Genomic DNA, 20,758 nt, shown 5'->3' with positions numbered 1-20,758 from the left:
ACTAATGCCTATCGCCACCCCCGAGGTGTACGCCGAGATGTTGGACAAGGCGAAGGCCGGTGCCTTCGCCTACCCGGCCATCAACGTGTCGTCCTCGCAGACCCTGAACGCGGCTATCCGCGGCTTCGCGGAGGCGGAGAGCGACGGCATCGTCCAGGTGTCGACCGGTGGTGCCGACTACCTGTCCGGCTCGACCGTGAAGGACATGGTGACCGGGTCGGTCGCGCTGGCCGCGTACGCGCACGAGGTAGCCAAGAAGTACGACGTCAACATCGCGCTGCACACCGACCACTGCCCGAAGGACAAGCTCGACGGGTTCGTCCGGCCCCTGCTGAAGATCAGCCAGGACCGCGTGGCGGCCGGCGAGAACCCGCTGTTCCAGTCACACATGTGGGACGGCTCGGCGATCGACCTGGACGAGAACCTGAAGCTCGCGCAGGAGCTGCTCGCCCAGGCCGCCGCGGCGAAGATCATTCTCGAGATCGAGATCGGTGTCGTCGGCGGCGAGGAAGACGGCGTCGCGCACGAGATCAACGAGAAGCTCTACACGGCCGAGGGCGACTTCCTGCACACGATCGACGCCCTCGGCGCCGGCGAGAAGGGCCGCTACCTGCTCGCCGCGACCTTCGGCAACGTGCACGGCGTCTACAAGCCGGGCAACGTGAAGCTCCGCCCCGACGTGCTCAAGCGCGGCCAGGAAGTGGCGGCGTCGAAGCTCGGCCTCGCCGCCGACGCCAAGCCGTTCGACCTGGTCTTCCACGGCGGCTCGGGCTCGCTGCTGGAGGAGATCCACGAGGCGCTCGACTACGGCGTCGTGAAGATGAACGTGGACACCGACACCCAGTACGCGTTCACCCGCCCGATCGTCGACCACGCCTTCAAGAACTACGACGGCGTCCTGAAGGTGGACGGCGAGGTCGGCAACAAGAAGGCCTACGACCCGCGGGCGTGGGGCAAGCTGGCCGAGGCCGGCATGGCCACCCGCGTCGTCGAGGCCTGCCAGTCCCTCCGCTCGGCCGGCACCGCCAAGAAGTGAGCGAACGTTCCGGTGGGCTCCGGCCCACCGGAACGCTCTCGTCTCAGCGCGGCACCAGGAGCGCGACCGCCTCCTCGACGTCGTCGGTCAGGTGGATACCCGTCGTCGACGCCGGCGCCTGCGCCATCAGCGGCCGCAGCAGCGCCTCCACCGGCAGCACCTCGGTCCAATAGCGCTTCCCGAGGAACACCATCGGGCCCGACGCGCCGTCGCTGCCGTAGAACGCCTTCGTCGCCGCCTGGAACACCTCTTGCACGGTGCCGGCCTTGCCCGGCGCGAACACGATGCCGCCGCGCGCGGCCCGCAGGATCGTGTCCTCGCGGATCGCGTTCGAGAAGTACTTCGCGATCTGACCCGCGAACAAGTTCGCCGGCTCGTGCCCGTAGAGCCAGGTCGGGATCGAGAGCCCTCCGGCCCAGGGGTCGTCGGTGGTGTACCGGGCGCGCACCGCGAGCGCTGCCGCCGTGTACGGCTGGTGATCGGTGAAGTACGGCGCCGCGGCCAGCTCCTCGACGGCTTCGTCCACCGAGTCGACGTAGGCACCAAGGTTCGCCGCCTCCATCACGCCCGGGCCGCCGCCGGTGAGCACCAACGCCCCGGCTCGCCGCAGCGAGAACCCCAGTTCGGCGGCGGCGCGATACGCCGCGGATCCCCGCGGCTCGGCGTGCCCCCCCATCACTCCGACGATCGGGCCGCCGACCCACGAGGCCAGCGCGTCGCCCAGCGCGTTGTCGATGCCGTGGTCGTGCAGACGCTGCGAGAGCGCCTCCCGGATCGGCGGCAACGGCCCGCCGTGCGCGACGAAGTGCTCGTACACGACCGTGTCGTACATGGCGCCGGTCTCGAACCCCGCGGAGAGCGCGGCTGGTGTGTAGAGCGCCGAGGGGTGCGTCGGGTAGGGGGCGTGCGTCAGTTCCGGCACGACCGACGCACCCCGCGCCACCAGGTCCGCGGCGGCGACCGACGAGAGCCGGCACCCGATGAACAGAGCGTCGTCGACCGCCACGTCGACGAATGACACTCCGGTCAGGTCGAGCCCTTGAACGGCCAGCCCGGCCAGCGTGCGTTTGTCCAGCCACGTGCGCAGCTCGGCCAGCGATTCGATTTCGTCCGGTGTCGCGTCCACGCCGACATGGTGCCCTATGGTTTCTTGCGCTCCCGGGGCATGGTTTCCGCCCCGGATTTGTTAGTGCACGCTAGCGGCGCCGTCGCGTCGCGTAATACTGCCCACACCTGCAAGGCGCGCCGGTCCGCCGCGTGCCAGAGCCCGTCAGGATGAACCCCATGAGCCTTCCTCGAGACCTCCTCCCGCAGCCGCCCGCGACGCTCCTGCCGGAGGACCCGGAGGAACTGGCGGCCGTACGTGACGCCGCCACCGGCGAGCAGGACCCGGCGGCCGTCGCCGCGCGCTACCCCACCAGCAGCGGCGCCTGGGCGGTGCTCGCCGACCAGGCGTTCGCGAAGGGCGACGCGGTCGCCTCGTACGCCTATGCCCGCACCGGTTACCACCGCGGCCTGGACGCGCTGCGCCGTAACGGCTGGAAGGGCCACGGCCCGGTGCCGTTCTCGCACGAGGGCAACCAGGGCTTCCTCCGCGCGCTGAACGCGCTGGCTCGCGCCGCGCTGGAGATCGGCGAGTCCGACGAGTCCGCCCGCTGCGCCCAGTTCCTCCGCGACTCCGACCCGTCGGCGGCCGACCGCATGTGAGATCGGCGGGCGCCGTCGTCGGCGCCCGCCTTTCATGCTTTTGCCGACGCCGAGGCGGTGGCACCTTCGAGGTCCGGTGCAGTGCCGGGCACCGCGGACTCCGGTCGAGCCCTCGGCGGCAACAGGAACGAGAGCCCGGCGAGCACGACGATCAGCCCCGCGTCGAGGAGAAGCAGTTTCTGCGCCGCCTCGGTGTACACCTCGGGTGTGGGGGCCAGGTCGCCGAGCAGTGACACGAACACGCTCGTCAGCACCGCCACCCCGAGCGCACCACCCAGCTGCTGGATCGCGTTGAGCAGCCCGCTGGCCGAGCCGACCTCGTCGTCGTCGACATCCCCCAGCGCGATGTCGAAGAACGGTGAGACGACCCCGCCCATGCCGAGGCCCGAGACGAACAGCGCGGGCGCGAAGTCGAGGCTGCTCACCGACGAACCGGCCCGCTCCAGCGTGAGCCATACCCCGGCGATACCGGCGGCCATCACCAGCGCGGACCCGATGATCACGTACCGGCCGAACCTCGGCACCAACGCGCCCATCGCGATCACCGCGCCGAGCGCGATGCCGAGCGGCCAGGGTCCGAACGTCAGCCCGGCGCGCAGTGCGCTGAAGCCCAGACCGATCTGCAGGTAGAGCGTGAGCGCCAACATCAGGCCGCTCATCCCGGCGAAGAACAGCACACCGACGACGAGCGCGCTGCTGAAACTGCGCTTGCCGAACAGGCTCGGCATGACCAGCGGCGTCCGCCCGGATCGGGACCGCCGCACGAGGTGCCACCCGAGGGCTACGAACAGCGACACTCCGAGCGTCAAGCACCCGAAGATCCACGCCGGCCAGCCCAGCTCGTTGCCCTGCACCAAGGGGTAGACCAGCAGAAACGCACCGGCCGTGGCCAACCCGGCGCCGATCGGATCGAGGCCGCCCTCGTCCGGCGAACGATCCTCACGCAGCAGGACGATCGCCCCGATCAGCGCGATCAGCCCGAGCGGCAGGTTGATCAGGAAGATCATCCGCCAGCCGGTGTCGAAGAGGTCTCCGTCCACGAGCGCTCCGCCGAGCACCGGTCCGGCGACCGCGGACAACCCCATGACCGGGCCGAACAGCGCGAACGCCTTACCGAGCTGCTCGGGCGGGAACGCGGCCCGGACGAGCCCGAAGCCCTGCGGAATCAGGAGCGCGGCGAAAACGCCCTGCACGATCCGGAAGCCGATGAGCATTCCGGGTGAGGCCGCGAGCGCGCACGCGGCCGAGCTGAGCGTGAACCCGGCGACGCCGATGACGAACAGCCGCTTACGGCCGTAGAGATCGCCGAGCCGAGCCGCGGTGATCAGCCCGACCGCGAACGCCAGCGTGTAGCCGGCCGCGATCCACTGGATCGTCGAATAGGTGCCGCCGAGGTCGTCCCGGATCGCCGGCGACGCGACGCCCACGATCGTGGTGTCGAGCAGATCCATCACCTCGGCGACGAGGACGATGGCCAGCACCGCCCACGCTCGTCGGCCGCCGGCTCGATAGCCAGTCATTGTTGATCTCCTTCGAACGGTGTTCCATGGACGAACGCTGTTCGTCACCGAACAGAGTTCTACGGTCGAACGGCGTTCGAGTCAAGTACAGTGTTCGAAGCCGCACCGAGGAGGCATCTTTGGACGACATGCCGGTTCCGCCCTGGCGAGAGCGCAAAATGTCCATCTGGGCTGCCCGGCGCCCGCTCAGCTACGACCAGATCGTGGACGCGGCGATGGTCGTCCTGGACGCCGAAGGTGTCGACGGCATGAGCATGAGGCGGGTCGCCCAGGAACTCGGCACCGGTGCGGCGTCGCTCTACGCGCACCTCCAGAACAAGGACGACCTGATCGACGCCGTCCTCGACCGGGTCTTCGCCGAGGTGGTCATCCCCGCCCCGACCGGCGACTGGCGTGAGGACTTCGTCCGCCTCGCCTACGCGACCCGGAGCGCGCTGCAGGCCCACCGCGACATCGCCAAAGTGCTCTGGGGCCGGGTACCGACCGGCGCCAACGCGTTGCGCCTGGCCGACCACGTCTACGGCGTGTTCCGGGACAGGGGCCTACCGGATCAGCTGGTCGCCTGGGCCGGTCCGCTGATCTTCGACTACATCACCGCGGACGCGTACGAAGGCAGTCTGTACGCGTCGAACTTCGGCGACGAGAAGGGGAGCGCGAAGTACTTCGAGGGTCTCGGGACGTACTTCGCGTCGCTGCCGCCCGGGCGGTTCCCCAATATCGTCGGGATGGCGAAGACGCTCACCACGGGTGGGGGTAACGAGCGCTTCGACTTCGGTCTTGACGTGCTTCTTACCGGGTTGGAGGCAAAGGCAGCCGAGGCCAGGGGGGCGTCTGGGCCCGGGGTGTCTGGGCCCGGGGTGTCGGAGGGGTCAGAGGCCTTCGGCGATCGCGGCGGCGATGCGTAGCCATGCGTTCCGGGTGCGTGAGGACAGCTCGCCGTAGCGGATCGGCTCACCCGAGTCGAGTAGTCGCTCGTACGGTGCGAGCAGCACCGAGCGGGTCCGCGCGGCGAAGTGCCGCTGGATCGCCTCGAGATCGACGTCTTTACGGTTCGCCGGCATCGCGACCACGCTCACCGCACGCCTGACCAGCTCGTGCCGACCCGTCTGGTCGAGGTGGTCGAGCATCCGCGCCGCGGTCTCGGCCGAGTCGCCGCGCGCCGACATCGTGATGACGAGCTGATCGGTGGCGTCGATCGCCGCCTGCCAGTTCTCGGCCCGCACGTTGTTGCCGGTGTCGACCACGATCAGCTTGTAGAACCGGCTGACGACCTCACGGATGTCGACGAACGCCTTCGCGGTGAGCATCTCACCAGCGGTAGCGGACTCGTCGGACGCCAGAACGTCGAACATCGCCTCGCCCTGCGACCGCACGAAGGGCGTCAGATCGCCGACCTTGCCGCTGTGCTGGAAGCCCGGCAGTGCACGAAGAACGTCACGCACCGTGTGTACGTGGTAGTCCTGCTGGGAGCGCATGCCCAGCGTGCCCTGGGTCTCGTTGTTGTCCCAGGCCAGCACGTAACCGCCACGGTTCTGACCGAAGGTCATCGCGGTCATCAGCACCGCGACGGTCTTGCCGGCGCCGCCCTTCGGGTTGACGACGGTCACCTGGCGTAGGCCACCGAAGTTCCGGCGGACCTTCGCGACCGCGTCCCGGAAGTCGATCTCGCGCTTGGACAGAGCCGGGGAGACCGTGCCGAACGTGACGCGCCGGATCAACGCCGGCACGCCCATGGTGGGCTCCGGCGGACGCGGCCGGTGCGCCCGACGGGCCGCGAACTCCTCGGCGGTGGGAGGCACAGCTGGTTGGTCGAAGCTTTCGTTGCTGGTACCGCGCCAGTCGGGTTGCTGGGGGTGGGGGCGCGGGTCCGCGGTCTGGGGTTGGGCGGCATCCGGCGCCGGACGGTAGGAGTAGTGGTCCGGCGGCCGCTGAAGATCATGCGGCGCCGGCGGCGCAGGCATGCCCTGTGCCGCATGCGGCAGGTGTGATTGGGAGTGGGTGCCGTGTGGTCCGGGTGCGTGGGGACCGGGTGCGTGGGGACCGGGTGCCTGGGGACCGGCGGCGTGCGGTCCGGGCCCGTGGGGTCCGGGGGCCTGGGGATCAGGTGCGTACGGGCCGGGTGCGTAGGGGCCGGGCGCGTAGGGGCCGGCGGCCTGCGGGCCTGGTCCTTGTGGGCCGGGTCCTTGTGGGCTCGCTCCGTGTGGGCCGGGTCCGTACGGACCGGGGGCGTGCGGGTCTGCTCCTTGGGGGCCGGGTGCGTAAGGCCCGGCGGCCTGCGGGTCTGCTCCGAACGGGCCTGCGTCGTGCGGGCCGGTTCCGTACGGCCCAGTGGCCTGCGGGCCAGGACCCTGCGGGCCGGGCGCGTACGGGCCGGGCGCGTACGGGCTGGCGGCCTGGGGGCCCGCTCCGTGCGCACCGGCTCCGTAGGGAGCGTTCGGGTCGTACCCGTGCGGGCCGGGAGGATAACCACCGGCGGTGTGGGCGCCCGGCTGGGAATCGAAGGACTGCGGCTGCTCGGCACCCGCAGCGGTCGGCCACTCGTTGCTCCATGGCGCGGCCCCGGGAGCGCCCGAGGTCGGCTCACCCGATTCCACCGGCCAGTGCGGCGCGGTCAACGGGTCAGGCTCGCCGCCGTCACTCGGCTGCCCCGACGTCGGCTGCCCCGAGACAGGCTGATCCGAAGCCGACTGCCCGGCCACCGGCTGGTCAAAGAACGGCTGCCCCGACACAGGCATCTCAGAGTGCGGCTGCCCCGAAGTCGGCAGCCCCGAGATCGGGGCTCCGGACACCGGCAGCCCGGAGATCGGCTGTCCAGACACCGGCAGCCCGGAGATCGGCTGTCCAGACACCGGCAGCCCGGAGATCGGCTGTCCAGACACCGACTGGCCGGGCGTCGGCTCGTCGGGTATCGGAGACCCGGCTAGCGGCTGGCTCGAGACCGGCAGCCCAGATACCGGCGCACCCGACAGCGGGGGAGCCGACAGCGGCTGGCCGGATATTGGCTGGTTGAGATCGGGCTGACCGGAGACGGGTTGGTCGAAAATCGGGGCCTCGAACACCGGTTGCCCCGCAGTCGGCTGCTCGGACAACGGCTGCTCGAACAGAGGCTGTCCGGACACGAACTGTCCGGACACGGGCTGTCCGGACACGGGCTGTCCGGACACGGGCTGTCCGGACACGGGCTGTCCGGACACGGGCTGGCCGAGATCAGGCTGGCCCGGATCGAACTGGCCCGGATCGAACTGGCTGGGATCGGGCTGGCCGGACACTGGCTCGTTGTAGCCGGGTTGTCCGGAGACGGGCTGGTGGAAAGCAGGTTGGCCGGGAGGCGGAGCTTGGGGTGACCACTGGTGCTCCGGCTGCGGCGGCCACTGCTGGCCGCCGGGCTGCTGGCCGCCGGTCTGCTCAACGCCGGGCTGCTGGGCGGGCCACTGCGGCTGTTCCTGCGCCGGCCATTGCGGCTGTTCCTGCGCCGGCCACTGGGGCTGCGACTCGGCTCCGGGCCACGGCTGCTGCCACTGGCCCTCCTGGCCCGGCCACTGCTGCTCCGGCGCCGGCCACTGCGGCTGCGCGGGCCACCCACCGTTCGGCGGCCATTGCTGCTGTTCCGGCCCGGTCCACGGCTGCTGCGCCGGCCACTGTTGCTCCGCCGCCGGCCACCCCGGCTGACCCTGCGCAGGCCAGACCGCCTGGCCCTCCAACGGCTGCCCCGGCCCCGGCTCGGACTGACCCGGCCCCGTCTGACCCGGCCCCGAATGACCCTGATCCTGGCCCGCCGGACCCGGCCCAACCTGGTCCGACCCAGGCTGAACCTGCCCCTCCTGAACCGGCCACTGCTGCTCCTGCACCGGCCACTCCGAACCCTGCGAAGGCCACTCCGAACCCTGCGCAGGCCACCCGGCTTCCTGCGCGGGCCAGCCCGAACCTTGGCCCGGCCACCCCGCATCCTGCGCAGGCCACTGCTGCCCCACCCCTGGCTGGCCCGGCCCCGGCTGCTGCGCCGGACCCGACGTCTGCGCCTGGGAAGGCCACTGCTCACCCTGCCGGAGCCACTGCTCTCCCTGGCCGGGCCACTCACCCGGCGGAGACCACGGCACCTGCGGCTCGGCCGCACCCGACTGCTCACGGAGCCACTGCTGATCAGCCTGGCTCGGTTCCGCGCCTGGCCACCCCTGCGCCGATGGCGGCTGCCACTGCTCACCGGACGCCATCCCGGGCACGGTCGGCGCATGGGGATCGACCACCGGTGCCGGCCCCGAAACCGGGCTGTCCGCAGAAGGCCACTGCGGCGTCACCGGCGTCACCGGCGGCGCGGAGGTCGACGCGTCCGGACCGGGCTGCGCAGGCACCTCCGGCGTCTCGTGGAGCCGCACGACCCCGTTCGTGCCCGTGTTCGACTCGACCCATCCCGACCCGGACTGCAGATGCGCGGCCGCTGGGGTGCCGTTCGTCGGCGTGTCGGACGTCGGGGACTCGGCGGAGGGCCACCCGATCGCGGACGGTTCACCCGATACTTCGAGGTCTGGACGTCCGTTGGCCTCACCGTTGCTCTGGCCGGTGCCTTGCACGGTTCGAACCCCCAACGTTTCTGGCCGGAGCACTTCTCGATCTGGACCTTTGCCCAGTATCCATCCTTCCGGTACCCACCGACGGTTTATAACGCCGGTTAGCGGATGTACACACCCCAGGCGTCGCGCTCCATCCACCAGGTCCGTTTTTTGTTCAGGGTGCCCGCGATGCCGTCGTCGGCCACCGGCACGCCGTCCTCCGCTGTGTCGCTGTTCTGGGAAACGATCGTGAACTGCGCCGCGCGCCCGCGGGCCCGTCGCACCTCGACCTCGCCGTGCGCACGCTTGCGGCCGAACAGACCTCGCGGCCGGGCGGCCGGCAGGGCCAGGCCCACCTCGAGCACCCCGTCCGCCGGGTCCGCGCTCACGACCAGCGGGAGGCCCGCCAGCGAGCCGTACCCGTCCGCGTTGGCGACCGCGCAGGCCAGCAGCGACTCACTGCCGTCGCTCAGGAGCGTGTCGTCGACGTCGATCCGGGCGAACCACGGCACCGGGCGGCCGCTCTCGTCGCCGCCGCCGATGATCGCGCCGTGCAGTGTCACCGAGCCGCCGTCGTGGCGCAGCAAGTCGACGCGGCGTGACTCCCCGCCCAGCACCGCGGCGGCCACGTCCCCGGGCGAACGCGGCAGACCCAACTTCGCGGCCAGGTCGACGTCGTCACCGGCATCCAGTGGCAGGACCCCGATGGCGGGGAGGTCGGGCACCGTGCGGTCGCTGGGCAGATCCGCGGGGCGCTCGCCGCCCCGCGGCAGGGACTGCCGCACCATCCGGCGCAGCACCGCACGTAGTTGAGCATCGCCGCCGGCGACGACCAGGCGCGCACCGTCGACGGCTGCGCGCTTCACCGCCGCATCGACGTCGGTGTCCGAATCCAACTCCAGCACTTCGACGTCCGCGCCCTTGCGCAGGGCATCACGACAGGACAACACGGGTACCCGGGTAGCGACACCAGGACCCGGGGCGAGAAGCAGCACGTCCACGTTGGTTAGCCTGACATGTAATCCATTCCTGGGTTGATGGAGGACCGTATGCCCGCGATCGTGCTCGTCGGTGCCCAATGGGGCGACGAGGGTAAGGGTAAAGCCACCGACCTTCTCGGCGGTTCGGTCCAGTGGGTAGTCCGGTATCAGGGCGGCAACAACGCCGGTCACACCGTGATCACTCCGGACGGCGAGAAGTACGCGCTGCACCTGATCCCGTCGGGCATCCTGACGCCGAACACGACCTCGGTGATCGGCAACGGCGTCGTGGTCGACCCGGCCGTGCTCATCGGCGAGATGAACGGCCTGATCGAGCGCGGGGTCAGCGTCGAGAACCTCAAGATCTCGGCCGACGCGCACCTGATCATGCCGCACCACCGCGCGCTGGATAAGGTCACCGAGCGTTACCTCGGTAAGGCGCGGATCGGCACCACCGGGCGGGGCATCGGCCCGGCCTACGGCGACAAACTTGCTCGTATCGGTATCCGGGTCGCGGACCTCCTCGACCCGGGCATCCTCCGCCGCAAGCTCGACACCGTGCTCGCCGAGAAGAACCAGATCCTGGCCAAGGTCTACAACCGCAAGGCGTTGGACGCCGAAGCAGTGGCCGACGAGTACCTCGGTTACGCGGAACGGCTGAAGGACCACATCGCCGACACGCGCCTGCTGCTCAACAAGGCGCTCGAACGCGGCGAGACGATCCTGCTCGAAGGCTCGCAGGGCACGCTGCTCGACGTCGACCACGGCACTTATCCGTTCGTGACCTCGTCGAACCCGACCGCAGGCGGGGCCTGCGCCGGTAGTGGCATCGGGCCGACGCGGATCACGAAGGTGATCGGCATCCTGAAGGCCTACACGACCCGGGTGGGCTCCGGTCCGTTCCCGACCGAGCTGCTCGACGAGTACGGCGAGCGGCTGCGCAAGGTCGGCGGCGAGATCGGTGTCACCACCGGGCGCAACCGGCGCACCGGCTGGTTCGACGCGGTGATCTCCCGGTACGCCACCCGGGTCAACGGCCTGACCGATATCTTCCTGACGAAGCTCGACGTGCTGTCCGGGCTCGACCAGGTGCCGATCTGCGTCGCGTACGACGTCGACGGCGAGCGCATGGACGACATGCCGATGACCCAGACCGACCTGCACCACGCGAAGCCGATCTACGAGTACATGGACGGCTGGTGGGAGGACCTGTCGGAGATCCGCACGTTCGCGGAGCTGCCGAAGAACGCGCAGGCGTACGTGTCGCGGCTGGAAGAGCTGTCGGGCACGCAGATCAGCGTCATCGGCGTCGGCCCCGGCCGGGAGCAGAACGTGGTCGTCCGCGACCTGATCTGACCGCTCGTCCCAAGGACACCGCGGTCCGGTGAGCCTTGTGGACAGCCCCGCCCCGAACTGTCGGGGCGGGGCCCCAGAATGAGCGCGTGACGTCCACAGCCGAGAAGTTCGAGCCGATCACCCGGGTCGCCACCCTCGAGGTCTTCTTCGACCTGATCTTCGTCTTCGCGATCATCCAGCTGACCACCGTGCTCGTCGACGAGCCGAGCTGGCGCGGGGTAGCGCAGGTCGTGCTGATGTTCGGCGTGATCCAGTGGATCTACGGCGGCTACGTCTGGCTCGCCAACGCGGTGGCGCCCGACCGGGCCGTCCGGCGGCTGCTCTTACTGTTCGGGATGGCCGGTTTCCTGCTGATCGGGCTGGCCATCCCCACCGCGTTCGACGACGGCGGCGTGCCGTTCGCGATCGGCTACCTGCTGGTGGTCGTCGTCCACACGGCGCTGTTCCTCCGGAGCGCCAACACCAGTTCGGTGGCCGGCATCTTCCGGGTCGCGCCGTTCAACCTGCTCTCGGCCGTACTTCTGCTGGTGGCGGGGTTCGTCGGCGGGGGCGTCGCGTACACGCTGTGGGCGGTGTCGCTGGTGCTGCTGGTGTTCACGCCGTTCCTGGCGCCGATCGCGATGTTCCGCGTGCAGGCGACGCACTTCGTCGAGCGCTACGGGCTGCTGCTGATCATCGTGCTGGGCGAGTCGATCCTGGCGATCGGCGTGGGAGCCCGCGGGTTGCACCTGGGTTTCCCGCTGGTGATCACCGCGATCATGGCGCTCGGCGTCACCGCCGCGCTGTGGTGGGCGTACTACACCGGCGACGACGAACGGGCCGAGCAGCGGCTCGAGGCGCTGCCGGAAGACCGGCGGGCCCGTCCGGCGCTCAACTCGTACTTCTACGCGCTCGCGCCGATGCTCCTCGGTGTCGTGCTGCTCGCCGCCGGGGTGAAGAAGTCGATCGGTCACCCCACCGAGCACCTGCACTGGTTCGCGGCGATCGTGCTGGCCGGTGGGGTGGCGTTGTACCTGCTCGGGCACGGTCTGTTCCGGCTCTCGCTCGGTCTGCCGGGGACGTGGAACCGGTTCGCGGGCGCGGTCGTCGTGCTGGCGGCGATCCCGGTCGGGCACGAGATCGCCGGTGCGGCGGAACTAGCGGTGGTGTTCGCGGTGCTGGTTGCCACGCTGGTGTCAGATGCGTTCCTCGCGCCTGAGGGCTAGTGCCGGGTCTGCGTACTCTGCGTGGTGCAGCTATAACGGCGGTAGCGACGAAGGGCGGTGACGATGGCGGACGAGGAAGCCCCTCCCGGGGGTGACGAGGCGACTCCTCCTCCCATCACCGAGTTACCGCCCCGCCTCCCGCCGCGGTGGGCTTCCGGCGGCCGGACGTTCTCCAAGTTCGACGGCATGAGCCTGGCCGCCCGGGTCGCGCGGCTCTGCGCCGTCGTCATTCTGCTGGTGGGCGCGGTGGTCGTCGCGACGGTCACCATCGCGGGTCTCGGACCGCCCTCCGAGGAGGATCTGCGCCGCGAAGCCGGCCTCCTCGACAAGCGGCAGCTGCTGATCGGCGTCAAGGACGACCAACCGGGCATGAGCCTGCGCGAGAACGGCGTCTACCGCGGTTTCGACGTGGAGATCGCGTACCTGGTCGCCGCCGACCTCGGCTTCGCCCCGGACGACGTGCGCTTCCTCACGATCGAGAGCGAGGACCGCGCCCGACGCCAGGCCCTGGACGTCAAGAGCAACAAGATCGTCACGGTCGATCTGGTCGTCGCCACGTTCAGCATCACGAAGGCACGCATCGACGACCCGGACGTCATGTTCTCCGCGCCCTACCTGCGCACCGAGCAGTCGGTGCTGACGCGGAAGACGACGAACAGGTACGAGGCGCTCTCCGACCTGGCCGGCGAAAAGGTCTGCACGCTCAACACGACGACGTCCGCGCAGAACCTGCGCGCAGCCGGTGTGCAGCCGGTCGGCAAGAACAAGATCAGCGAGTGCGTGAAGGGCCTGGAATCCGGCGCGTACGAGGCGGTGTCCACCGACGCGGCGATCCTGGCCGGCTTCGTGCACGTGAACCCCGGCAAGTTCACGATCCACGACATCGGCGCCGAAGGCAGCGAGCTCTACGGCATCAACGTCGGCCGCAACAAGGCACTGCAGACGCTCGTCAACCTCTCGCTGTACCGCTCTTACACCGAGCCCACCGATCGCCGCTGGGAGACCGCGTACGACGACTGCCTGCGCGTCGAGCAGCCCGACGCGATGCCGCAGCAGGTGGCGGTCGCCCAGCAGCCCGAGGTGGATCGGCCCCGGGTGCGCATCTGGCCCTGGGAGACCGAGCCGTGACCGATCGCCCGCAGCCGATCCTGCTCGGCCGCCGTCGCCGGGGTCGTGACCAGCAGTGGGTGCTGACCGCGCTCCCAGCGTTCCCGCTGCTCCTGCTCGTGCTGCGGCTCTGGTACCTGAGCCGTCAGGACCTGCAGACGATGCTGCTGCTGGTGCAGAACGTCAGCCCGCTGGGGTTGATCGGTTCGCTGCTGATCACGCTGGTGTGGGCGCCGCCGGTGTTCATTCTCGTCGGGCGGGCGCTGGGCGGGCTGTTGCTCGTCAGCTCGATCGACGCGGGCCGCTCGTGGCTGGCCCGGACGGCCGGTCGCACCCCGGGCTGGGTGGTGCTGTCGGCGTTCGCGGTGGCCGCGGTCACCTGGCAACTGCGCTTCCTGCCGACACTCGTCATGCTGCTCGTCATCATCTTCGCGCTCGACATCCGGCTGCGGTACGAGGACTATCCGCAGCTGGTGATGATCGCGTGCATCGCGGTACCGGTCACGCTCTCGCTGCTCGGCCTGCTGCTGTTCGGGCCGGCCGCGGTCGACGCACTGCGGGTGGCGGAGCCCGAGACCGCGTTCCTGCTGCTCGCGCCGGTGCTGGCGTTACCGTTCCTCACCGGGCCGGTGCCGGCGCCGACCGCGATGCTCGTCACGCACTGGGTGGCGATGGGGGGTCTGGTGATCGGTCCGATCCTGGTGGCCGCGATCTTCGTCCAGGCTCCGGTGCTGCCCGAAGTGGCCGTGGAGCTGAAACGGGACGCGGCGGGGCTCCCGCCGAACGCCGACGAGGTGGTGGTCGGGGAGTCCGACGTCACCGTGGTGCGCGGGCAGGTGATCACCGTCGACGACCGCTCGACCACGCTGCTCGAGACGGGCGGGAAGGTCGCGTTCGTACCCAACACGGCGGTGATCAGCCAGGTGCTCTGCCCCGACCCGCTGGACCCGCCCTACAGCGCGGTGGCCGTGCACGGGTGGCAGGTGGAGCGGGCGATGCTGAGTTGGCTGGCGCCGAGCCGTTCGGTGCGCGAACCGACCGACCCCCGCTGCCTGGGCCGCCCGGTCACCCGCTGACCGCTGCGTTCCGGAGTTCGGTGATGCCCTCCTCGATCAAGTCGGTGGGGATGCTGGCGAACCCCAGGCGGACCGCGTTGGTGCGCCGGGGTTCGCGGAGGTGGTAGGTGTCGCTGGGCTCGACCAGCACACCGCGGCCCCTCGCCGCGGCCGCCAACGCCCGGCTGTTCAGCTCCGGCGGCCCCACCACCCACAGAGCGGTGCCGCCCGCCGGGAACGTGTCGCCGAACGCGGGGCCCCAGCCCAAGTGCGTCTCCACCGCGGCCACGGTGCGGCGCCAGCGGTCGCGCAGGATCGTGCGCGCCCGGCGCAGCGCGCGGGCGTAGTCCCCGGAGGTGATCAACAGCGCGAGCGCTCGCTGCTGCTGGCCGGGGGCGTGCCGGACCTGGAACCGGCGCCGCTCGCGCAGTGCGGTGACCAGGCGGGCGTCGGCCACCAGGAACCCGAGGCGCAGGCCCGGAGCCAGGAATTTCGAGAAGCTGCCCAGGTAGACGACCTGACCGCGCCGGTCCAGAGCCTTCAACGCCGGTGTCGGGCTGCCGGCGTACCGGAACTCCGCGTCGTAGTCGTCCTCGACGATGACGAGATCGGGGGAGGCGTCGAGCAGCTGGCGGCGACGCCCGACCGTCAGCGTCACGTTCGTGGGGTACTGGTGCGACGGGGTGACGGCCACCGCGTCGCACGAGGCCAGCGCGCTGACCGGGACCAGGCCACCTCCGTCGACGGAGAACGGCACCAGCGACGCCCCGGTGCGCACCGCGATGTGCCACAGGTCGGGGTAACCGGGATCTTCCACGGCGAGCCGGCGCCCCGGCCCGAGCAACTCACCGGCGACCAGCGCGTGCCCCTGCTGGGACCCGAGCGTGACCAGCACCTGCGACGGGTCGGCGTCGATGCCTCGGGCGGGCAGGATGTGCCGGCACAGTGCCTCGACCAGCAGAGGATCGTCGGCGTCGCCGAGGTCGGAGAGGCTGGGCCAGAACGACGGCCCTTCGAGCGCGGCCCGCAGGCACCGCTGCCACGCCCGGTGCGGGAACAGGTCGGCCGAGGGCTGCCCGGAGAGGAACGGGTAGCGGTAGCGCTGCCAATCGCGGGGGCGGTGGGAGATCGGAAGGTCACCGTCGAGGACCGGGGCCAGCCGAGCGTCCCAATCGAACCGGGGGACGGCGGGCGACGCGGCCGCGGACGAGGGACGCAGCTCGGCGTTGACGGCCAGCCCCGACCGCGGGAGCGGCGTGACGTAGCCCTCGGCGATCAGCTCCTGGTAGGCGGTGACCACCGTGTTTCGTGAGACGCCGAGCGTCTGGGCCAGCTCGCGCGACGACGGCAACCGGCCCTCGGCGCCGAGGCGACCGGCCAGGATCTCGGCTTCCAGAGCGGCTCGGAGCTGCCGGTACAGCGGCACACCGCTGGTCCGTCGCAACGAAACTGGACTCATTACGTCAGCATGAACTGGATCTTGTGAGTGGTCCAGATCCGAGTCACGGTAGCCGGAGCAGTTGTTGCCGCAGCCCCCTGACCGGAGGAGCCACTCATGCGCACCGTCCCGCACTGGATCGGCGGCAAGCCCGTCGAAGGCACGACCGACGGCGGGCCGGTGTTCGACCCGAGTACCGGCACGCAGATCGCGACGGTGGCGTTCGCCGCGCCGAGCGACGTCGACGACGCGGTCGGCGCCGCGAAGGAAGCGTTCCGGACCTGGAAGAAGTCCAGCCTCGCCAACCGCACCCGCATCCTGTTCGCGTTCCGCGAGCTGCTCGACCGCAACACCGACGAGCTGGCCCGCATCATCAGCCGCGAACACGGCAAGACGGTTCCGGACGCCAAGGGTGAGGTGGCCCGGGGCCTGGAGATCGTGGAGTTCGCGTGCGGTATCGGCGAGCACATCAAGGGTGATCAATCGCCGAACGTGTCGACAGGTGTGGATTCGTTCTCGGTGCGCCAGCCGCTGGGCGTGGTCGCCGGGATCACGCCGTTCAACTTCCCGGTGATGGTGCCGCTGTGGATGTCGCCGATCGCGATCGCCTGCGGCAACACGTTCGTGCTCAAGCCCAGTGAGAAGGACCCGTCGGCGGGGGTGCGGCTGGCCGAGCTGTGGGCCGAGGCGGGGCTGCCCGAAGGCGTGTTCAACGTGCTGCACGGGGACAAGGTGGCCGTCGACGGCCTGCTGACCCACCCGGACGTCGCCGCGGTGAGCTTCGTCGGCTCGACGCCGATCGCGAAGTACATCCACGAGACCGCCACCGCGCACGGCAAGCGGGTGCAGGCGCTCGGCGGGGCGAAGAACCACATGGTGGTGCTGCCCGACGCCGACCTGGACCTGGCCGCAGACGCCGCGGTGAGCGCGGGGTACGGCGCGGCCGGTGAGCGCTGCATGGCGATCTCGGTGGTTGTCGCGGTGGGCGCGGTCGGCGACGAGCTCGTCGGCAAGATCGCGGAGCGGATCCCCGCGGTGAAGGTGGGGCCGGGCGATTCCGAGGGTGCCGAGATGGGGCCGCTGGTCACCGCGCAGCACCGGGACAAGGTGCGGGGTTACATCGACGCCGGTGAGGCGGCCGGCGCCACGCTGGTGACCGACGGCCGGAACGTCGACGTCGAGGGCGACGGCTACTGGGTGGGCCCGACGCTCTTCGACCACGTGCGGAAAGACCAGACCATCTACACCGACGAGATCTTCGGCCCGGTGCTGTCGGTCGTGCGGGCCGAGACGTACGACGAGGCGCTCGACCTCGTCAACAGCAACCCCTACGCGAACGGCGTCGCGCTGTTCACCTGTGACGGCGGCGTCGCCCGGCAGTTCGGGCTCGACGTCGAGGTGGGCATGGTGGGCATCAACGTGCCGATCCCGGTGCCGGTGGCCACTTACTCTTTCGGTGGCTGGCGGAACTCGCTCTTCGGCGACGTGCACATGTACGGGGCGGAGGGCGTGCGGTTCTGGACGCGCGGCAAGGTCGTGACGACCCGCTGGCCGGATCCCTCGCACCGTGGTGTCGACCTCGGGTTCCCGCAGAACAAGTAAGGAGCAACCACGATGTCTCGTACTTACGAGCTCGATCGTGCCCATGTTTTCCATTCCTGGTCGGCCCAGTCGCTGATCAAGCCGATGGTGATCGACGGCGCGCTGGGGTCCTACGTGTGGGACGAGGAAGGCACCAGGTACCTGGACTTCACCTCGCAGCTGGTGTTCACGAACATCGGGCACCAGCACCCGAAGGTCGTCGCCGCGATCCAGGAGCAGGCCGCGCGGCTGTGCACGGTGGCTCCGGCGTTCGCGAACGACGTCCGGAGCGAAGCGGCGCGGCTGATCGTCGAACGGGCTCCGGAAGGCCTGAACAAAGTCTTCTTCACCAACGGCGGCGCGGACGCCAACGAGAACGCGGTACGGATGGCCCGGCTGCACACCGGGCGCCGGAAGGTGCTGACCACCTACCGCAGCTACCACGGCAACACCGGTGCGGCGATCCAGATGACCGGCGACCCGCGGCGCTGGCCGAACGACGGCGTGGCCACCGACGTGCACCACTTCTTCGGGCCCTACCTCTACCGCTCGCCGTTCTGGGCGACCACCGAGGAAGAGGAGAGCGACCGCGCGCTCGCGCACCTCGAGGCCACGATTCAGCTCGAGGGGCCGTCGACGATCGCCGCGATCGTGCTGGAGACGATCCCCGGCACCGCCGGCATCCTGGTGCCGCCGGGTGCGTACCTGGCCGGGGTGCGTGAGCTGTGCGACCGGTACGGCATCGTGTTCGTCGCCGACGAGGTGATGGCCGGGTTCGGGCGGGCCGGCGAGTGGTTCGCGGTGGACCACTGGGGCGTCGCGCCGGACCTGATCACGTTCGCGAAGGGCGTGAACTCCGGGTACGTGCCGATGGGTGGCGTGATCATCTCCGACGAGATCGCGGCGACGTTCGCCGAGCGCCCGTTCCCGGGTGGGCTGACCTACTCCGGGCACCCGCTCGCGGCGGCGGCCGCGGTGGCGACGATCAACGCGATGGAGGACGAGGGGATCGTCGCCAACGCGGCCCGGATCGGCGAGGAGGTGTTCGGACCCGGCCTTCGTGAGCTCGCCGACCGGCACCCGATCATCGGCGAGGTGCGTGGCCTGGGTGTGTTCTGGGCGCTGGACCTGGTTCGCGACCGCGAGACACGCGAGCCGCTGGTGCCCTACAACGCGTCCGGTGCCGACAACGCGCCGATGGCCGAGCTGCTCGCCGAGGCGAAGAGCCGTGGCCTGATCCCGTTCGTCAACATGAACCGCATGCATGTCGTGCCCCCTTGCACGGTCAGCGAAGGTGAGGCCAAAGAAGGCCTCGCGATCCTCGATGAGGTGTTCACACTTCTAGACCGGCACTACGACAAAAATTAGTTCGACGCTCGTGAGCTGGGCCGGTCGCGTTTGCGGCCGGCCCTTCGCGTCCATACCAGGGAGTAGTGACTCGGTAACGGCGAGTTAATGAAACGGTACAACTCAACTGCAATCGGCATGATCTACTCAAAGGGTGTCTCTACCGCTGTGTGTGCTTACGCTGACCATCGGAACGGCGATCGGCGCGGCACGGGGTAGTTGCCGCTGCGCGTCGGCGCTCGCCGTTCTCGGCGTCGTCTGGATCCTGGCGAACGGCCCGATGGAGGGCCACGTGCTCTGGACGCTCGACAGCGAGCACGGCTTGACCAGCGCCGACCTGATCACGATCCCGATGGCCGCGCTCGCCGGCCGGACGCTGTGGCGCAGTGCCGAGGTGCAGCGGTGGCTGACCGCACGCAGACCTCGGGCGCGTACCGCGCTCACGCACGCCGGAGCCCGGGGCGGATCGCGCGGACCTCGATCGATGGCACGTCTGACGGCCGCGCCGTCCGTCCGTCGGTCGACCCCCGCACGGGGGGTCACCCGTCGTCGTTCAGTCGGCTCGATCGTCCGGTTGTCCACAGGAGGGCCGGGCGGGGCATCGGGCGACTGAGCGCGCCACTAGGCTCGTCGCCGTGCGCGTCCTCGTTATCGGATCCGGTGCCCGCGAACACGCTTTGTGTACGGCACTGGCCGCAGATCCGTCCGTCGAGCGTCTCGTCTGCGCCCCGGGCAACGCCGGGATCGCGGCGGTCGCCCAGATCGAGCCGGTCAAGCCGACCGACCCTTACGCCGTCGCGGCGCTGGCCCGGCAGGTCGACGCCGAACTCGTCGTCGTCGGGCCGGAGGCGCCACTGATGGCCGGCGTCGCCGACATGGTGCGTGAGGAAGGCATCCCGGTGTTCGGCCCGGATGCCGCGGCCGCTCGCATCGAGGGCTCGAAGTCGTTCGCCAAGGCCGTGATGAGCGCGGCCCGAGTGCCCACGGCCGAGTCACGCACCTGCGACGACCGTCCCCAGGTGGAGGCGGCGCTCGACCTCTTCGGCGCGCCCTACGTCGTCAAGGCCGACGGGTTGGCCGCCGGTAAGGGTGTCGTCGTCACCGACGATCGCGCGGTCGCGCTGGCCCACGCGGCCGAGTGCGGTCGCGTCGTGATCGAGGAGTACCTCGACGGCCCCGAGGTGTCGCTGTTCGTCGTCACTGACGGCAGCACCGCCGTGCCGCTGCTGCCGGCCCAGGACTTCAAGCGCCTCGGCGACGACGACGCCGGCCCCAACACCGGTGGTATGGGTGCCTACACACCGTTGAGCTGGCTGCCCAGCGGGTGCGTCGACGAAGTCATGAAGGCGGTCGTGCACCCGACCCTCAAGGACCTCGCGAGCCGCGGCACGCCGTTCGTCGGCGTCCTGTACGTCGGGTTGGCCATCACGTCACGCGGCCCGCGGGTGATCGAGTTCAACGCGCGCTTCGGCGATCCGGAGACGCAGGTCGTGCTGGCGATGCTGGAAACCCCGCTGGCCGGCCTCCTGCACGCCGCGGCCACCGGCGCGCTCGCCGCGCACGCCCCGCTGCAGTGGCGGGACGGTTCCGCGATCACCGTGGTCATGGCGTCGGCGGGGTATCCCGGCACCCCTCGAACCGGCGACGTCATCACGGGCGCGGATCAGCCCGGTGTGATGCATGCGGCTACCGCACGCAACGAGGCTGGGGAGTTGGTCACCAGCGGCGGGCGGGTGCTGTCGGTGACGGCGGTCGGTGGGGATCTGGCCGAGGCTCGGGCTGCTGCCTATTCGATGCTGGAGGGGGTCAGCTTCGACGGTGCGCAGTTCCGGACCGATATCGCGGCGAAGGCCGAGGCCCAGGCGATCAAGGTCTGATT

At 70.3% G+C, this 20,758-nt stretch carries 16 protein-coding genes; 11 read left to right on the top strand and 5 right to left on the bottom strand.

What is annotated here, in order from left to right; translation table 11 throughout:
* Positions 1-4 precede the first annotated feature (4 nt).
* Positions 5-1,036 (top strand): class II fructose-bisphosphate aldolase, encoded by a 1,032-nt coding sequence (gene fbaA / locus CRYAR_RS41650; protein ID WP_035859251.1) that lies wholly within the window; start codon positions 5-7, stop codon positions 1,034-1,036.
* A 43-nt stretch (positions 1,037-1,079) separates the two neighbouring features.
* Here fbaA and CRYAR_RS41645 read toward each other — a convergent pair whose 3' ends face one another.
* Positions 1,080-2,162 (bottom strand): LOG family protein, encoded by a 1,083-nt coding sequence (locus tag CRYAR_RS41645; RefSeq protein WP_157018505.1) that lies wholly within the window; start codon positions 2,160-2,162, stop codon positions 1,080-1,082.
* Between the two features lie 158 nt (positions 2,163-2,320).
* Between CRYAR_RS41645 and CRYAR_RS41640 the strand changes: the two genes are divergently transcribed.
* Entirely contained in the window at positions 2,321-2,743 is a 423-nt protein-coding gene (locus CRYAR_RS41640) for a DUF3151 domain-containing protein (RefSeq protein WP_035859246.1), read from the top strand.
* A gap of 32 nt (positions 2,744-2,775) precedes the next feature.
* Here the strand turns inward: CRYAR_RS41640 and CRYAR_RS41635 are convergent, their stop codons facing one another.
* Entirely contained in the window at positions 2,776-4,263 is a 1,488-nt protein-coding gene (locus CRYAR_RS41635) for an MFS transporter (protein WP_084701656.1), read from the bottom strand.
* A gap of 158 nt (positions 4,264-4,421) precedes the next feature.
* Here CRYAR_RS41635 and CRYAR_RS41630 point away from each other — a divergent pair, with 158 nt between their 5' ends.
* Positions 4,422-5,168 carry a TetR/AcrR family transcriptional regulator C-terminal domain-containing protein gene (locus CRYAR_RS41630; protein WP_051571770.1) on the top strand — a complete coding sequence of 249 codons (747 nt, stop codon included), beginning with the start codon at positions 4,422-4,424 and terminating at the stop codon, positions 5,166-5,168.
* On the opposite strand, the gene CRYAR_RS41625 is transcribed toward CRYAR_RS41630, so the two are convergent.
* Positions 5,133-6,062 carry a MinD/ParA family ATP-binding protein gene (locus CRYAR_RS41625; RefSeq protein WP_211247898.1) on the bottom strand — a complete coding sequence of 310 codons (930 nt, stop codon included), beginning with the start codon at positions 6,060-6,062 and terminating at the stop codon, positions 5,133-5,135. The two genes, CRYAR_RS41630 and CRYAR_RS41625, sit on opposite strands and share 36 nt — an antisense overlap.
* A gap of 2,867 nt (positions 6,063-8,929) precedes the next feature.
* Entirely contained in the window at positions 8,930-9,760 is an 831-nt protein-coding gene (locus tag CRYAR_RS41620) for a diacylglycerol kinase family protein (protein WP_211247897.1), read from the bottom strand.
* A 99-nt stretch (positions 9,761-9,859) separates the two neighbouring features.
* Here CRYAR_RS41620 and CRYAR_RS41615 point away from each other — a divergent pair, with 99 nt between their 5' ends.
* From CRYAR_RS41615 to CRYAR_RS41600, 4 genes are all read left to right on the top strand, one after another.
* Positions 9,860-11,146, top strand: a complete 1,287-nt coding sequence (locus CRYAR_RS41615) for an adenylosuccinate synthase (protein WP_035859243.1) — start codon at positions 9,860-9,862, stop codon at positions 11,144-11,146.
* 86 nt (positions 11,147-11,232) lie between these two features.
* Positions 11,233-12,351, top strand: a complete 1,119-nt coding sequence (locus CRYAR_RS41610; protein WP_051571764.1) for a low temperature requirement protein A — start codon at positions 11,233-11,235, stop codon at positions 12,349-12,351.
* 63 nt (positions 12,352-12,414) lie between these two features.
* Positions 12,415-13,479 (top strand): transporter substrate-binding domain-containing protein, encoded by a 1,065-nt coding sequence (locus CRYAR_RS41605; RefSeq protein ID WP_051571763.1) that lies wholly within the window; start codon positions 12,415-12,417, stop codon positions 13,477-13,479.
* Complete coding sequence (locus CRYAR_RS41600) at positions 13,476-14,534, top strand: hypothetical protein (protein WP_035859242.1); 1,059 nt, start codon at positions 13,476-13,478, stop codon at positions 14,532-14,534. The genes CRYAR_RS41605 and CRYAR_RS41600 overlap by 4 nt, the downstream gene beginning before the upstream one ends.
* Here the strand turns inward: CRYAR_RS41600 and pdxR are convergent.
* Positions 14,524-15,972 (bottom strand): MocR-like pyridoxine biosynthesis transcription factor PdxR, encoded by a 1,449-nt coding sequence (gene pdxR / locus CRYAR_RS41595; protein WP_035859238.1) that lies wholly within the window; start codon positions 15,970-15,972, stop codon positions 14,524-14,526. The two genes, CRYAR_RS41600 and pdxR, sit on opposite strands and share 11 nt — an antisense overlap.
* Positions 15,973-16,068: 96 nt before the next feature.
* Between pdxR and CRYAR_RS41590 the strand changes: the two genes are divergently transcribed.
* The 4 genes from CRYAR_RS41590 (at position 16,069) to purD (ending at position 20,756) form a co-directional block, all read left to right on the top strand.
* A complete protein-coding gene (locus CRYAR_RS41590) occupies positions 16,069-17,553 on the top strand; it encodes a CoA-acylating methylmalonate-semialdehyde dehydrogenase (protein ID WP_035859235.1) in 1,485 nt (494 codons plus the stop codon).
* A gap of 12 nt (positions 17,554-17,565) precedes the next feature.
* The gene (locus tag CRYAR_RS41585) at positions 17,566-18,900 is read left to right on the top strand and encodes an aspartate aminotransferase family protein (protein ID WP_035859233.1); all 1,335 of its coding nucleotides are present in this window, start codon (positions 17,566-17,568) and stop codon (positions 18,898-18,900) included.
* A gap of 151 nt (positions 18,901-19,051) precedes the next feature.
* Positions 19,052-19,492 carry a hypothetical protein gene (locus tag CRYAR_RS44410; RefSeq protein ID WP_051571761.1) on the top strand — a complete coding sequence of 147 codons (441 nt, stop codon included), beginning with the start codon at positions 19,052-19,054 and terminating at the stop codon, positions 19,490-19,492.
* A 22-nt stretch (positions 19,493-19,514) separates the two neighbouring features.
* Positions 19,515-20,756, top strand: coding sequence for a phosphoribosylamine--glycine ligase (purD, locus tag CRYAR_RS41575; RefSeq protein WP_035859230.1), 1,242 nt, complete (start codon positions 19,515-19,517; stop codon positions 20,754-20,756).
* Positions 20,757-20,758 lie beyond the last annotated feature (2 nt).

The organism is Cryptosporangium arvum DSM 44712 (assembly GCF_000585375.1).
In the GTDB taxonomy this organism is placed as follows: domain Bacteria; phylum Actinomycetota; class Actinomycetes; order Mycobacteriales; family Cryptosporangiaceae; genus Cryptosporangium; species Cryptosporangium arvum.
This window is presented reverse-complemented; position numbering and strand designations above follow the sequence as displayed.